We start from the raw sequence: 12,457 nt of genomic DNA, 5'->3' as shown, positions 1-12,457 counted from the left end.
GTAGCTGTTCTTGTCCTCGACGCCGTCTTTGACGATGTGGCAGGCAAAGGCACATTTGTCTTTTGTGTTGTCCACCATCTTCTTGACGTCGGCCGGAGTTGCCCCGACGCCCATGGATGGCGTGTTGTCGAGAAGAAGATAGAAGTCGCGGAAGGTGTCGGTCTGGAAGACGGCTTCGGCCCGGCCGGCGACCGTCACATCCTTCTGGCCGAGAACGCGGGCAAGTGTCGTCGGCACCTTCGCATCGAAGGTGAAAACCGCCTTGAGCTGCGTGCCGGTCTTCACTACGTCGACGTCGAAATTCTGGAGTTGATACTCCTCCGACATCTTGGCGTGCCCAATGAACACCTTCTTGGCATCCTCGATCGCCGCGGTAAGCTGGCCGTCCGATTTCATCTGCATTGCCTGCATCACACCGGCCGAAGTTTCCGCGACAGCCGCAATCGCGGCAGCGTCCGCTGCAGCCTGCAGAGTGCTGCGCACCATCAGAGCATTGCTGATGTCGATCGCCAGCCCGCCGACCCCGATCAAGGGAACGAGCATCAAGGCCGTCATCACACCGAAGTTGCCGCTACGGTCGCGGAGAAGTTTACCTAGCATAATTTACCCCCAGAAACTTGGGGTAAATTAGTGGGCTCTTGTGTCGATTCCGTTCATGTTCATGGTTACGAAAATGCTAGCCGCCTCATAGGCTCACGCAGCGGCAACCTTCTTCTTCGCCGGCGGGTTCTCGGCATCGTAGAGCACCCGCGCCTCGCGAATGCGCCCGTGATGCTCCGCCGTCCATACCACCAGTGCCGCAACCGGCCCCAGCAGTGATTGCCCCAACTCCGTCAAACGATATTCGACGCTCGGTGGCTGCGTCGGGAAAACTTCCCGGTCGACCAGCCCGTCCCGCTGCAGGCTTCGCAGCGTTCCCGTCAGCATCGCCTGCGAGATGTCCGGTATGGCGCGCTTCAGCTCACCGAATCGGTGGGGCCTCAAGCCGAGCGTCTGCAGGATGAGCGATGCCCACTTGTCGCCGATATGCGAGAAGACATCGCGCACGGGGCAATTCCCCGCATCGAACACGGTGTTGGTCGGTTCTCGCATCATCGCCATCGCGGTTCCGATCGCGGCGCTGAAGTCGAGCTGTGTCTTCGTGTGTGCGGTCATGCGTATCGTCCTCAGAACCTGGTTCTAAAAAACTGCCTACTTTACGGCAGATCCCTGATCTGAAATTTAGACCAAGTCTGAAATTTAAACCAGCCCCAATTCTGGGGCCAAACGAACGGATCTGTCATGAAAGCCAAGTATCTCGTCAGCGGCGCATCGGGCCATCTCGGCCGAAGCGTTCTGCACCACCTGCTGCATACCTCTGGCGTCGCCGCCGGCGATGTCATCGCAGCAAGCCGCAAGCCGGAACAGCTCGCGGAGCTTGCTGCACAGGGTGTGCAGGTTCGCCGTGTCGACTTCGATGATGCCGCATCCATGCAGAGCGCCTTCGCCGACGCCGAAAAAGTCCTGATCATCAGCACCGATTCACTCGATCGACCGGGGCACCGCCTCGTGCAGCATCGCGCAGCGATTGCTGCGGCGGAAAAGGCAGGCGTCCAGCATCTTCTCTATACGTCGATGCCGGAGCCCGCCAATTCTCCGCTTCTCTTCGCGCCGGATCATGAAGGAACCGAAGCCGCAATCGAAGCAAGCACGGTGCCGGCCTGGACCATCCTCAGAAACAACTGGTACTTCGAAAATGTCATGATGAGCGCCGGACCTGCGCTCGCCTCCGGCCATTGGTATTCGGCCGCCGGGGACGGCAAGGTGGCGCATATCGCGCGCGACGACATTGGCCAGGCCATCGCTGCCGCATTGGTCGCCGCAGGAGGCGAGAAGAAGGTCTACACGCTGACGGGCGCATCCAGCTACGCCCATCGGGACATGGCCGCTCTCATCTCCGCTGCGGCCGGCAAGGAGATCACGGTTGTCGACGTTCCCGTTGAAGGCCTCGTGCAGGGCATGGTCGGCGCAGGCCTTCCGGAACCGGTGGCCCGCGTCTACGCCTCGATCGACACGATGATCGGCCATGGTGGGCTCTCGCGCATCACCAATGACTTCAAAACGCTCACCGGCCGCGAACCGCAGCGCTTCGAAGCATGGATCGAGAGCCAGGCACCGGCGTTGAAATCGATGATCGCCTGATCCCGCAATCGGTCCCCGCCAGGCCGATCCGGCGCTGCCATCGCCCACACGAGGCGCGCCGCGCAACCGCTCGTTCCCCTGAACGGGCGGTTTTTCTTTTGCGGGCGTGATCGATATCCGGCCGCCAGAGACTGCCTCTTTCGCAGGCATGCCTGCTCGCGAGACATGCAGACTGACAGTGTGGAGCCGGCGGCGAGCGCCAATTCCCCCGCCAATCGGACCTTTTTGCGACTTGGCACGCCCCTTGCTCCTCTATCGGCAGAGTTAGCCGCTAGGGTTCCGACGCAGCATGCGTGGCTGGTCCGAGAGCGGCTCCCGATGGAGAGACATCCCATCGGGTGCACGGCGGGACAAAAGCCCGGGAGACCTCGTAAGCCAAGGGATTGGCGGCGCGATGGTCCATGCCGATCCCTTTTCGAAGACGCAAAAGGGGAATTTCTACATGCAGACTGTCAAGACACTCCTGTCGATCACCGCACTGGCCGGCGTTCTCGCCCTCAGCCAGATAACACCGGCCGAAGCCGCGCCGAAGAAGGATTTCAAGGTTGCCTGGTCGATCTATGTCGGCTGGATGCCCTGGGGCTATGCCAATGACACCGGCATTGTGAAGAAATGGGCCGACAAATACGGCATCAGCATCGAGGTCACGCAGTTCAACGACTATGTGGAATCGATGAACCAGTACACTGCCGGTGCCTTCGATGCGGTGACCCTCACCAACATGGATGGCCTCTCTATCCCCGCCGCCGGTGGCGTCGACACGACCGCCGTCATCGTCGGCGACTTCTCGAACGGCAACGACGCCCTGATCCTTAAGGGTGAGGACAAGCTGGAGGATGTGAAGGGCCAGAACGTCAATCTCGTCGAGTTCTCGGTCTCCCATTATCTGCTCGCCCGCGCGCTCGAAAGCATCGGCTCCTCCGAGCGCGACGTGAAGGTGGTCAACACCTCGGATGCCGATATGGTCGCCGCTTACCAGACGCCCGACGTCACGGCGGTCGTCACCTGGAACCCGCTGGTCTCCACGATCCTGGAAGACGCCTCCGCGAAGAAGGTCTTCGACAGCTCGCAGATCCCGGGCGAGATCATCGACCTGATGGTGGCCAACACCGAGGTGCTCAAGGACAATCCGGACTTCGGCAAGGCGCTGGCTGGCATCTGGTACGACACCATGGCCGTCATGACCGCCGATACCGAAGAGGGCAAGGCTGCCCGCACCGCGATGGGGGCGGCCTCGGGCACGGATCTTGCGGGCTTCGAAGCTCAGATGGCCGCCACCAAGCTCTTCGATAAGCCGGCTGATGCGGTCGCCTTCACGGCCTCTCCTGAGCTGTCGAAGACCATGGATCTCGTCCGCAACTTCCTCTTCGAAAAGGGCCTTCTCGGCAGCGGTGCGCCGTCTGCGGATGTCATCGGCATTGAACTGGCCGATGGTTCTGTTCTCGGCGACAAGGAGAACGTCAAGTTCCGCTTCACCACCACCTATATGGACGCTGCCGCCAAGGGTGCGCTCTGAGGCCATGATCGCCGCCTGGAGGGTGATGTCCTCCGGGCGGAGCCTGCCTCCCTGAACTCCTGGAGTGGTCGATGCGCTGGATCAATGCTCATCCCGGAAATGGCGCGCGCCTGACGCTCGTGCTCTTGCCCTTCGTGCTGGTGCTCGGCGCCTACATGATCGGCTCGGCCGAGCGGCTGGCTGACAACCCGAACGACAAGCTGCTGCCCGGTTTCGCCGCCCTGTGGGACGGGATCAATCGGATGGCGTTCACGCCGGATGTGCGAACCGGCGAATATCTTCTCTGGTCAGACACCTGGGCGAGCCTCTGGCGGCTTTCCGTCGGCCTGGGCATTGCCACAGCGATCGCACTCCTGCTGGGTCTGGTGATTGGCATCCTGCCTTACGCCCGGGCAGCGCTTTCGCCGTTTGTCGGCGCGATCTCGATGGTCCCACCGCTGGCCCTCCTGCCGATCCTGTTCATCGTCATGGGGCTCGGCGAGGCCTCCAAGATCGCGCTGATCGTCATAGGCGTCGCACCGATCATGGTCCGCGATCTGGCGCTCACCGCCATCTCCTTGCCGCGTGAAATGATCGTCAAGGCCGAAACCCTATCCGCCTCATCCTGGCAGATCGCACTGCGTGTGGTGCTGCCGCAGATCCTGCCGCGCCTGATCACCACGCTTCGCCTGCAGCTTGGCCCCGCCTGGCTCTTCCTGATCGCGGCCGAAGCGATCTCCTCCGACAGCGGCCTCGGCTATCGCATCTTCCTCGTCCGCCGCTATCTGTCGATGGACGTCATCTTCCCTTATGTCTTGTGGATCACGCTGCTTGCAATCCTCACCGACATCCTGCTCGATCGGCTGCGCATCGCAGTCTTCCCATGGTCCGAACTGGAGAAGGGCAAATGAGCGCGCTCTCCATCAAGAACCTCTGGAAGGAATATGGCGACCAGATCGTGCTGGAGAATGTCTCGATCGAGATCGAATCCAGAGCCTTCGTCGCGCTGGTCGGCCCGTCCGGCTGCGGCAAGTCCACATTCCTGCGCCTGTTGCTCGGCCAGGAGCGCCAGACCAAGGGTGAGATCCTGCTCGATGGTCTGGCCCTGCCGAAGGAGCCGGGGCCGGACCGCGGCGTCGTCTTCCAGCGCTACTCGGTTTTCCCGCATCTGACCGTCCTCGGCAATGTCATGCTCGGCAAGGAGCTGAAAGCCTCCCGCTTCGCCGCCCGGCTGTTCGGTGCCGAAAAACGCGAGGTCGAGGACGAAGGCCGCGCCATGATCGCGGCGGTCGGGCTTGCCGGCTCCGAGGACAAGTATCCGGCCCAGCTCTCTGGTGGCATGCAGCAGCGGCTGGCGCTCGCCCAGGCGCTCATCATGCGGCCCAAGGTTCTGCTGCTCGACGAACCCTTCGGCGCGCTCGATCCAGGCATCCGCGCGGAGATCCATACGCTGATGAAGACGCTCTGGCACGAGGCGCCGATGACCGTGGTCATGGTCACCCATGACATGCGCGAGGCCTTCACGCTTGCGACCCGCGTCGTTGCCTTCGAACGTCCCCGCGATCGGCCCGAGGAAAAGCTCCGCTACGGCGCGACGATCACCCGCGACATCGCCATCTGGCCGCCCCGCAAGGCGGGCGAGGCCTCCCTCTTTCGCCCCGACCGGGACGGCCCGGTCTCTTCAACGGGTCAATAGCCGGGACGACCCGGCCAACGAAACCACTGGAGATGACAATGCATATCCGACGTTCCCCCGAAGAGATCGCTGCCAACCGGGCGCGTTACGAGGAGCATCAGAAGAAGGGGCTGGAATTCGCACCGAAGGCGCTGCCGGCCAAGAGCGCAAAACCTGCACCCCCAATCGATGCTGACACGATCGTGCACCAGGAAAAGCTGCCCGGCGGCTGGTATTGGTGGACCCGCGTCAAGGCCAACGAGACGCTGCGCATCGCTCTCGACGAGGGTTTCTCGACCGTATCGGTTGTCGCCTGGAATGCCGAAGACCCGACGGAGCGCATGAACCTGCCGGATACAGTCAAGGTGCAGTGGACCACCGGGCTTGGAAAGGGCCGTGTCATCTTCTCCGACATGGGCAAGGTGATGTTCTCGATCACCGAGGACAGCTCCGGCGCCCATGACGTTCTGATGGGCGGCTCGACAGCCGCATCCAACGCGAGGAAATATGCCGGCCAGAACGGTCCGGCGCTGCGCAATACCCGCGATAACTTCGTGCTGATCGCCACCAAATCAGGCCTCGACAAACGCGACATTCCGGCAGCTCTCGCCCTTTTCGCACCCGTCCGTGTCGATGCCGATGGCAAGTTCGAGTGGAAGCCGGATCTCGTTGAAGATGGCGACTATGTCGATCTGCGGGCCGAGATGGACATGATCGTCGGCTTCTCCAACTGCCCGCATCCGCTCGATCTAAACCCGGTCTACGCCCCCAATCCCGTCAGCATCATCAGGATCGCGGCCATTGAGCCAGCGGTGGATGATCTGTGCCGGACCGCGACTGCAGAAGCCATCCGCGGCTTCGAAAACAACGCTTTTGCGGCCCTGTGAGAGGAGAGGCGACCATGACCGGCTTTATACAGACCTCTCCCGCCCGCACACTCTCCAACACCGCGCAGGATCACTATATCGCTGCCGAAGCGCCCTTCTCGACCTTCATCAAAAAGGGTCAGGTGGTGCGCATCGAGGACACCTATGGCCAGCAGGCTGTCGATACGCTCTTCTACAACGCCCATGATTTCTCCGAGCGCTATTCGAGCCAGGACACCATGCGCGAGCAGGGGGCGGCCTATATCTCCACCGGCACCAAGGTGATCTCCAACGAAGGCCGGGTGATGCTGACGGTCACCGCCGACAGCTGCGGTCGGCACGATACCTCTGCCGGCGCCTGCTCCTGCGAGAGCAACACGGTCCGGTTCGGCCACTATACGAAGTACCTGCATGCCTGCCGCGACAACTTCGTCATCGAGGTTTCCAAACATGGCATGAGCAAGCGCGACGTGGTGCCAAACATCAACTTCTTCATGAACGTGCCGATCGAACCGTCAGGCGAAATGACCATCGTCGACGGCATCTCCGCCCCTGGCGACTATGTCGAGCTAAAGGCGGAGATGGACGTGCTGCTCGTCATCTCCAATTGCCCGCAGATCAACAACCCCTGCAACGGCTTCGATCCCACGCCGATCCGGGTGCTCGTCTGGGACGACGAGGCAGCCTGATGTTCAAGAAGGTCCTGATTGCCAATCGCGGCGAAATCGCCGTGCGCGTCATCAAGACGCTGCAGAGAATGGGGATCGCAAGCGTTGCGGTCTATTCCGATGCCGACAGGTTTTCGAAGGCCGTGCTGATGGCCGACGAGGCTATACGCCTCGGGCCCGCACCCGCCAGCGAAAGCTATCTCAACGTCGACGCCGTGATTGCCGCCTGCCGTGAGACCGGTGCGCAAGCCGTCCATCCGGGCTATGGCTTCCTCTCGGAGAACATCGGCTTTGCCGAGCGGCTGAAGGCGGAAGGCATCACCTTCATCGGCCCGACGCCGGACAACATCTCCGCCTTCGGCCTGAAGCACACGGCCCGCGAACTGGCCAAGGCGAGCGGCGTGCCGCTCTTGCCCGGCTCCGGCCTGCTCGACAGCCGGGAAGAGGCGCTCTCCGCAGCGGAGCAGATCGGCTATCCGGTGATGCTGAAATCGACAGCCGGCGGCGGCGGTATCGGAATGCAGCTCTGCGCCAATGCGGAGGCGCTTGCCGCAGTCTTCGACACCGTCCAGCGTACGGCAAAATCCAGCTTTGGCGATGCTCGCGTCTATCTCGAACGCTTCGTCTCCAAGGCCCGCCATGTCGAGGTGCAGATCTTCGGCGACGGCAAGGGCAGGGTGATTGCGCTCGGTGAACGCGACTGCTCGCTGCAGCGCCGGAACCAGAAGGTCATCGAGGAAACGCCGGCACCTGGTCTGTCCGATGCCGTGCGCCAGCGCCTGCACGCCGCTGCCGTGTCGCTCGGCCAGCAGGCCGCTTATGCCTCCGCCGGCACCGTTGAATTCATCTATGATCCCGCCCGCGAAGAATTCTACTTCCTTGAGGTGAACACGCGTCTGCAGGTCGAGCATCCGGTCACGGAAGCCGTCTTCGGTGTGGATCTGGTCGAATGGATGATCCGCCAGGCCGCCGGCGAAGATGTGCTGACGGGCAAGGAAAACCTGGTGCCGACAGGTGCCGCGATCGAGGCGCGCGTCTATGCCGAAATGCCCCATGCCGGCTTCCGCCCGAGTGCCGGGCTGCTGACCGAAGTTGTCTTCCCCGAGGGCGTCCGTGTCGACGGCTGGGTGGAAACGGGAACCGAAGTCACGCCCTTCTACGATCCCATGCTGGCCAAGGTGATCGTGTCGGGCGCGGATCGGGAGACGGCCATTGCGGCCTTGTCCTCCGCGCTGGAAGAAACCTCGCTAGCCGGCATCGAGACCAATCTCGAATACCTCAAGGCCATCGCCGCCTCCGATCTGTTTCGAAGCGGCGATGTTGCGACCACGGCCTTGAAGGATTTCGAATTCATACCGGATGTCGTCGAGGTGATCGCTCCCGGTGCGCAGTCGAGCCTGCAGGAGCTGCCGGGCCGCCTCGGCCTCTGGCATGTCGGCGTGCCGCCCTCGGGCCCGATGGACGAACGCTCCTTCCGCCATGCCAACCGGCTGGTCGGAAACCACGATCATACGGCGGCCCTGGAGCTCACCGTCTCCGGGCCGGTGCTGAAATTCTTCTCCGATACGATGATCGCGCTTGCCGGAGCGGTCATGCCGATGAAGCTCGACGGCGCCGAGGTGCCGCACGACCAGGCGATCCAGGTCAAGGCTGGCCAGACGCTGGCCATCGGCAGCATCACCGGTGCCGGTCAGCGCGCTTATCTGGCGGTCTCCGGCGGCTTCGATGCACCTGTTGTCATGGGCTCCCGCGCCACCTTCGGCCTCGGCCAGTTCGGCGGCAATGCCACCGGCACGCTTCGCGCAGGGCATGTCTTGCGCCTGGCCCGCCGGAACCAGACCAATGTCCTGCCGGCAACCGAGCCGGCGGAACTGACCCGCCAATGGTCAGTCGGCGTGCTCTACGGCCCACATGGTGCGCCCGACTTCTTCGTCGAAGAGGATATCGAGACACTGTTCTCGACCGACTACGAAGTGCATTTCAACTCGGCACGCACAGGTGTCCGCCTGATCGGTCCGGCACCCAAATGGGCACGCACCGATGGCGGCGAGGCGGGGCTTCACCCCTCCAACCTGCATGACAACGCCTATGCGATCGGCGCGATCGATTTCACCGGCGACATGCCGATCATCCTTGGGCCCGACGGCCCGAGCCTCGGCGGCTTCGTCTGCCCGGCCGTCATCGCCCGCGACGAGCAGTGGAAGATGGGGCAGTTTAAGTCGGGGGATAAGATCCGGTTTCATGCGGTGACGCGCGCGGAGGATGGTGTGCTTTCCACAGGTGCCGTGCCCGGTTTACCCCCCTCTGTCCTGCCGGACATCTCCCCCACAAGGGGGGAGAGCGAGGAGGCTGCCGTCTCGCCTGCCGCTTCGGTTGAGTTGGAGGCAAGCGCATCTGCAGTATCGGGCGAGGCCGGCGTTGTGCCAGTCTCCCCCCTTGTGGGGGAGATGCCCGGCAGGGCAGAGGGGGGTAAGGCTCGGCACACCGCCTTCGGCACCCCCATCCTCGCCTCGAACGACACTGGCCCCATCCCCGTCGTCTATCGCCGCCAGGGGGATGACAACCTGCTGGTCGAATACGGCCCGATGCAGCTCGATATAGGCATCCGTATGCGCGTCCATCTGCTGATGCAGGCGGTCAAGGTGGCGAGGCTTCAGGGCCTGATCGATCTGACTCCCGGCATCCGCTCGCTGCAGATCCACTATGACAGCACCACGCTGTCGCGCCCGAAACTCTTGGCCGCACTGGCCGAGATCGAGAAAAGCCTGCCTCCGGTCTCCGCCGTCAAGGTGCCGAGCCGGACCGTCTGGCTGCCGCTGTCCTGGAACGATCCGGATGCGGAACTGGCCATGCGCAAGTATCAGGAACTCGTGCGGCCGAATGCGCCCTGGTGCCCGTCTAACATCGAGTTCATCCGCCGCATCAACGGGTTGCCCGACGAGCAGGCGGTGAAGGACACGATCTTCAACGCCTCTTATCTCGTGATGGGCCTGGGCGACGTCTATCTTGGCGCGCCGGTCGCAACCCCCATCGATCCGCGCCACCGGCTGGTGACGACGAAGTACAATCCCGCCCGCACCTGGACGCCGGAAAACGCCGTCGGCATTGGCGGTGCCTATATGTGCATCTATGGCATGGAGGGGCCGGGGGGCTATCAGCTCTTCGGTCGCACGATCCAGGTCTGGAACACCTGGCGCCAGACGGATGTCTTCGCCAAGGATAAGCCATGGCTGCTCGACTTCTTCGACCAGATCCGCTTCTTCCCCGTAAGCCACGAAGAACTGACGGAAGCCCGCGCCGCCTTCCCGCATGGTGGCTATCCCATCCGCATCGACGAGGGCACCTTCTCTTATGCCGACTACGAGGCGGAGATGGCCCGCAATGCGAAGAGCATCGCCGCCTTCAAGCAGGGACAGCAGACGGCCTTCGAGGCGGAGCGACAGCGTTGGAAGGACGAGGGGCTCGACTCGTTCCAGGTGGATGACGGCGCGGGCGTTAGCCTCGGCGGCGATATCCCCGAAGGCTGCTTCGGGGTGGAAAGTGCCGTGCCCGGCAATGTCTGGAAATTGCTGGTCGAAGAAGGCCAGTCCGTGCAGGCTGGAGATACGCTTGCCATCATCGAGTCGATGAAAATGGAAATCACCGTCACCGCCCATGCTGCCGGCCGCGTCCGGGATCTGCGTGCCGGGCCGGGTCGCAACGTCAAGGCCGGCGATGTCCTGGTCATCTTGGAGGATCTGTAATGCTGCCGACTATTCTCGATCTCGCTTCGCTCAGGGTCGCCTATGCCAGCGGGCTGACCCCGCTCGATCTCGCCGAGGAGGTGATCGCCCGCCGCAAGGCCTCCGACGATCCGGCCGTCTTCATCACCCAGACGCCGGACGAGGATTTGCGGGCCGCCGCAAGGGCCCTGATGGAGCACGCGCCGGCGCCGAACAGTCTGCCGCTCTGGGGCGTGCCCTTCGCGGTGAAGGACAACATTGACGTCGCTGGCCTGCCGACCACCGCCGCCTGCCCGACCTTCGCTTACCAGCCGGAGAAGGACGCCACGGTCGTTGCGAGACTGAAGGCCGCGGGAGCCCTCGTCATCGGCAAGACCAATCTCGACCAGTTCGCGACAGGCCTCAACGGCACACGGTCTCCTTATGGTGCTCCGCGCTCCGTCTTCGACAAGGCCTATGTCTCCGGCGGCTCCTCCTCCGGTTCTGCGGTCACGGTCGCGGCGGGTCTCGCAAGCTTTGCGCTCGGCACCGATACCGCAGGCTCCGGACGCGTGCCCGCCGCCTTCAACAACCTCGTCGGCATCAAGCCGACCCCCGGCCTCGTGCCGAATGTCGGCGTCGTGCCGGCCTGCCGCAGTGTCGATGTCGTCACGGTCTTTGCTGCAACCGTTGGCGATGGTGTCGCGATCCGCAAGGTGATGGATGGCTATGACGCCGGTGATCCCTACTCCCGCAAGGCCTCGCCAGTGGCCCTGCCGGGATCAGGCCTGCGCATCGGTGTGCTCGACGGTGCCGAGCGCGAATTCTTCGGCAACAAGGCGGTGGAGGCGCTCTACGATCAGGCAATCGAGCGGGCAAAATCGCTCGGCGCAACCATCGTCCCCTTCGACTACGCGCCGTTCCGACAGGCCGCCGAACTGCTCTACAACGGCCCCTGGGTCGCCGAGCGTCTCGCAGCGGTCAAGGACTTCATCGGCACCAATGCCGATGATTTCGATCCGACAGTGCGCACCATCATCGAAGGCGCGAAAGCCTATGATGCGGTGGCAGCGTTCGAGGGCCAGTACAAGCTCGGCCATCTCCGCCAGAAGGCATTTGTCGAATGGGAGAAGCTCGATGTGCTGATGCTGCCGACCTCGCCGACCACCTATACGGTCGAGGCGATGCTCGCAGATCCGATCGTCAAGAACAGCCATTTCGGTCGCTATACCAACTTCGCCAATCTCTTCGGTTATGCGGCGATCGCCGTGCCCGGCGGATTCGGTTCGGATGGCCTGCCAAGCGGCGTGACCTTTTTCGGCCCCTCCTTCTCCGACGATGCCCTGGCACCCTTTGCCGATGCCATGCACCGCGCGGCGGCCTCGGGCATGGGCAAGGATAAGACTGCAACCCTGCCGGAAGCCTCGAAGGTCGCCGAACCTGATGATGGCCTTGTCACGATCATGGTCGTCGGTGCGCATCTGACCGGCATGCCGCTGAACCACGAACTGACAGGCCCCGGCGGCAAGCTGGTGAAGACCTGCCGCACGGCCGGCGACTACCGCCTCTTCGTCCTGCCCAACACCACACCGCCCAAGCCGGGCCTGATCCGCGAGCCGGGCTTCGAAGGTAAGGGGCTTGAGGTCGAAGTCTGGAAGGTAACGCCCGCTGCCTTCGGCCGCTTCGTCCAGAACATCCCCGCACCGCTCGGCATCGGCAAGGTCACGCTCGATGACGGGTCCCAAGTGTCCGGCTTCCTCTGCGAACCCTATGCCATCCAGGGCGCGCAGGAAGTCACGGATCTCGGCGGCTGGCGCGCCTATATCGCTTCGAGGAAGTGATCGTCTGTTGGCGCCTACCTGACGCAGGCG

Annotated in this window: 8 protein-coding genes, 3 pseudogenes and 1 riboswitch; of the genes and pseudogenes, 9 read left to right on the top strand and 2 right to left on the bottom strand. The window is 63.1% G+C overall.

The features are described from left to right. Together FAA86_RS22715 and FAA86_RS22710 are read right to left on the bottom strand one after the other, a co-directional pair. Nucleotides 1–600, bottom strand: a 600-nt coding sequence (locus FAA86_RS22715; protein WP_136543423.1) for a TadE/TadG family type IV pilus assembly protein, incomplete at its 3' end; no start/stop codon positions are given. A 93-nt stretch (nucleotides 601–693) separates the two neighbouring features. Continuing rightward, nucleotides 694–1,101, bottom strand: coding sequence for a winged helix-turn-helix transcriptional regulator (locus tag FAA86_RS22710; RefSeq protein ID WP_377344441.1), 408 nt, complete (start codon nucleotides 1,099–1,101; stop codon nucleotides 694–696). 180 nt (nucleotides 1,102–1,281) lie between these two features. On the opposite strand from FAA86_RS22710, the gene FAA86_RS22705 reads away from it, so the two are divergent. From FAA86_RS22705 to atzF, 9 genes and pseudogenes are all read left to right on the top strand, one after another. Continuing rightward, on the top strand, nucleotides 1,282–2,181 hold the full coding sequence (locus FAA86_RS22705; RefSeq protein ID WP_136543419.1) for an SDR family oxidoreductase: 900 nt from the start codon (nucleotides 1,282–1,284) through the stop codon (nucleotides 2,179–2,181). 260 nt (nucleotides 2,182–2,441) lie between these two features. Further along, a riboswitch (guanidine-I (ykkC/yxkD leader) is annotated at nucleotides 2,442–2,548 on the top strand. 75 nt (nucleotides 2,549–2,623) lie between these two features. Next, nucleotides 2,624–3,697 (top strand): putative urea ABC transporter substrate-binding protein, encoded by a 1,074-nt coding sequence (locus FAA86_RS22700; RefSeq protein WP_136543417.1) that lies wholly within the window; start codon nucleotides 2,624–2,626, stop codon nucleotides 3,695–3,697. A gap of 71 nt (nucleotides 3,698–3,768) precedes the next feature. Further along, nucleotides 3,769–4,587 (top strand): ABC transporter permease, encoded by an 819-nt coding sequence (locus FAA86_RS22695; protein ID WP_113376864.1) that lies wholly within the window; start codon nucleotides 3,769–3,771, stop codon nucleotides 4,585–4,587. Continuing rightward, nucleotides 4,584–5,406: pseudogene (locus FAA86_RS22690) on the top strand (ABC transporter ATP-binding protein); the annotation flags it as partial. The gene FAA86_RS22695 and the pseudogene FAA86_RS22690, both read left to right, overlap by 4 nt. Before the next feature lie 4 nt (nucleotides 5,407–5,410). Further along, on the top strand, nucleotides 5,411–6,238 hold the full coding sequence (locus tag FAA86_RS22685) for an urea amidolyase associated protein UAAP1 (protein ID WP_183954751.1): 828 nt from the start codon (nucleotides 5,411–5,413) through the stop codon (nucleotides 6,236–6,238). 14 nt (nucleotides 6,239–6,252) lie between these two features. Next, entirely contained in the window at nucleotides 6,253–6,906 is a 654-nt protein-coding gene (locus tag FAA86_RS22680) for an urea amidolyase associated protein UAAP2 (RefSeq protein WP_136543411.1), read from the top strand. Continuing rightward, nucleotides 6,906–9,236, top strand: a pseudogene (locus FAA86_RS25190) (5-oxoprolinase/urea amidolyase family protein); the annotation flags it as partial. The gene FAA86_RS22680 and the pseudogene FAA86_RS25190, both read left to right, overlap by 1 nt. Before the next feature lie 141 nt (nucleotides 9,237–9,377). After that, nucleotides 9,378–10,628 (top strand): annotated as a pseudogene (locus tag FAA86_RS25185) (carboxyltransferase domain-containing protein); the annotation flags it as partial. Next, complete coding sequence (gene atzF / locus FAA86_RS22670; RefSeq protein WP_136543407.1) at nucleotides 10,628–12,427, top strand: allophanate hydrolase; 1,800 nt, start codon at nucleotides 10,628–10,630, stop codon at nucleotides 12,425–12,427. The pseudogene FAA86_RS25185 and the gene atzF, both read left to right, overlap by 1 nt. Nucleotides 12,428–12,457 lie beyond the last annotated feature (30 nt).

The organism is Rhizobium rosettiformans W3 (assembly GCF_004912135.1).
GTDB lineage: Bacteria > Pseudomonadota > Alphaproteobacteria > Rhizobiales > Rhizobiaceae > Allorhizobium > Allorhizobium rosettiformans.
This window is presented reverse-complemented; position numbering and strand designations above follow the sequence as displayed.